The organism is Methanobacterium formicicum (assembly GCF_029848115.1).
In the GTDB taxonomy this organism is placed as follows: Archaea; Methanobacteriota; Methanobacteria; order Methanobacteriales; family Methanobacteriaceae; genus Methanobacterium; species Methanobacterium formicicum.
On sequence record NZ_JARVXG010000015.1, the window covers coordinates 2501 to 5000 of the forward strand.

Consider the following 2500-nt stretch of genomic DNA (forward strand, 5'->3'; position numbering starts at 1 on the left):
CTCCCATATAGTCTTGTGGTGTGTTGATAAATACCTTTTGGATTGGTTCCAGTAGTGCTGGTTCAGCCATCATTATAGCACCGTAGACTGCCTTTCTTATGGCGGGCAGGACCTGTGCTGGTCCTCGGTGCACGGCGTCTTCGTGTATTTTGGCATCCATGAGTTTGATTTTGATTCCCATTACCCTTTCCTTGGCTATGGGCCCATCGTCCATGGCACTTTCGAAACCTTCCAGTAATAGTTCTTTGATCTCGTCCAGGTACTGGATACCACGGGTCATGTTGACGAAGATGCTCTTGTCATAGACATCCCATACTTTTCGGGCCTGTTCTTTGGGTAGTCCGTATTCCTGGAACTTGGCAACGAGGTCTTTACCTTTAACTCTGCCTTCTTTGATTTCTCCATCAACTATGGCCTGGTAAACTGCTTCGTCCAGTGGTTCGATTTCTATGTAGAAACGGTTGTGTTTGTTGGGTGATTTTCCTTCCACTGGTCCGGCAGTTCCGGCAATGGTTTCCCGGTATACCACGATGGGTTCGGATGTTTCGATTTCCACACCTTTCTCATTGATACGGTAGGCAATGATTTCCAGGTGGAGTTCTCCCATACCAGCCACCAGGTGTTCACCGGTTTCCTCGTTGATCTGCATTTTGACGGTAGGGTCTTCCTTACCAACCTGACGCAGTACTTCAATGAGTTTGGGTAGGTCCTTGGTGTTTTTGGCTTCCACAGCCACAGTCACCACTGGCTCGGAGATGTGTTCTAAACCTTCGAAGGCATCAATTTTTCGGTCGATATCACAGATGGTTTCCCCGGCCACGGCGTTTCTTGCTCCAGTGATGGCCACGATGTTTCCAGCTGGTACCCGGTCAGTGTTTACTCTCTCTGGTCCGAAGTATACCCCTACTTGCTGGGTTCGTGCTTTTCCATGGCTTCCCACCATGAATATTTCGGTTCCTTTCTCCAGGGTTCCACCGTATACTCGTCCGGTGGCTATTTCACCGGCGTGTTTGTCTATACTTACGTCAGTTACCATAACTGCTAGTGGTCCGTCAGGATCGGTTTTAAGCATACCCTGGCCTTCGGGACTTTCAATGTCTCCAGACCAGATGCTGGGTACCCTGTAAGGCTGGGACACGTTAGGGCTGGGTAGGTGTTCCACTACCATTCCCAGGAGTACGTCGGATAGTGGTACTTTCTGGGCTAGTTCTTTCTGTTTTTCATTGTTACAGTAATCCAGGATGTCGTTGAAGTTTATCCCGGTTTTCTGCATGATGTCCACGTTTATGGCCCAGTTGTGGTAGGCGGATCCGAAGGCTACGCTTCCGTCTTCCACTTTAACCAGCCATTCTTTTTTGAGTTCTTCCGGGGCCATGTTGCTGATTAGCTTGTTGGCACTGGCAATGATCTTGACGAATCTCTGCTGGAGTTCCTGGGAATCCAGTTTGAGTTCGTTGATTAATCGGTCCACCTTGTTTATGAAAAGTACTGGTCGTACATTTTCCTTGAGGGCTTGTCGGAGTACGGTCTCGGTCTGGGGCATGATTCCTTCCACTGCACATACCACGACCACTGCTCCGTCCACTGCTCTCATGGCACGGGTTACGTCTCCCCCGAAGTCCACGTGACCGGGTGTATCTATAAGGTTGATTAGATAGTCTTCATCCTTGTATTTGTGAACCATGGACACGTTTGCTGCATCGATGGTGATTCCTCTGGCCTGTTCCTGTTCGTCGAAGTCCAGGAAACGCTGGTCTCCAGCCAGTTCTGAGGAGATCATACCTGCTCCGGCCAGAAGGTTGTCGGATAGGGTGGTTTTCCCGTGGTCGATGTGGGCTACGATACCGATGTTCCGGATGTAGTCCGGTTCGTACATCAGGTCTTTGATCTTACTGATCATCTTGTCTCGTCTGCTCATACAATTCACCCGTTAAAATGAGTTGGTGATCAACCTTAGTGGGCTGATCTGGCCACTCGTTCTTTTTCCTCCTTCTTACCAACGGCAAAGCTTCTGGTATCTGCTTCGGCGGCCAGTAATAGTTCTTCTGCCAGGCATTCTCCAGCGGATTTTTTCCTCTTGAACGCGGATTGTAGTGCTCCTCGGGTTATGAAACCTATGGCCAGGTCCACCCTGCGCTGTGGTGCTATGTCCACTGCCACCTGGTAACCTATTCCCCCGTATTTTATACGGGTGGTTTCTTCTCGGGGTGCGGAGTTTTCCACGGCTTTAACCAGTATTTGTACTGGATTTTCCTTGGTACGCTGGTTTATAACTGTGAATGCTTCCTTCACTATGTTATATGCTTTGTTTTTCTTTCCTGAGTTCCTTTCGGTCCTCATGATCTTGTTCATTAATCTTTCCACAATAGATACTCTTGATTTGGCGAACTGTCGTTTAACGTGTCTTCCCATGGTATGGGGGACCATTATTTCGTCCAAGCAGATGTAGTTGACCAGTCCCAGGTCTTCTACCTTGACTTCTTCCAGTTCCCAACTGTCA

General features: G+C 48.8%; 2 protein-coding genes (both cut by a window edge). Both read right to left on the bottom strand.

Annotated features, from left to right (window positions below; translation table 11 throughout):
* On the bottom strand, positions 1–1918 hold the 5' portion of the coding sequence (locus QC759_RS00560; RefSeq protein WP_048073081.1) for an elongation factor EF-2. Its footprint begins 275 nt before the window's first position; 1918 of the gene's 2193 nt are visible here — the first part of the coding sequence; it begins with the start codon at positions 1916–1918; its stop codon lies off the left edge, out of view.
* Between the two features lie 35 nt (positions 1919–1953).
* Positions 1954–2500, bottom strand: partial view of a 30S ribosomal protein S7 gene (locus tag QC759_RS00565; RefSeq protein ID WP_048073080.1) — the 3' portion only. Its footprint extends 17 nt past the window's final position; only the last 547 of its 564 coding nucleotides appear in the window; its start codon lies beyond the right edge, outside the window; its stop codon occupies positions 1954–1956.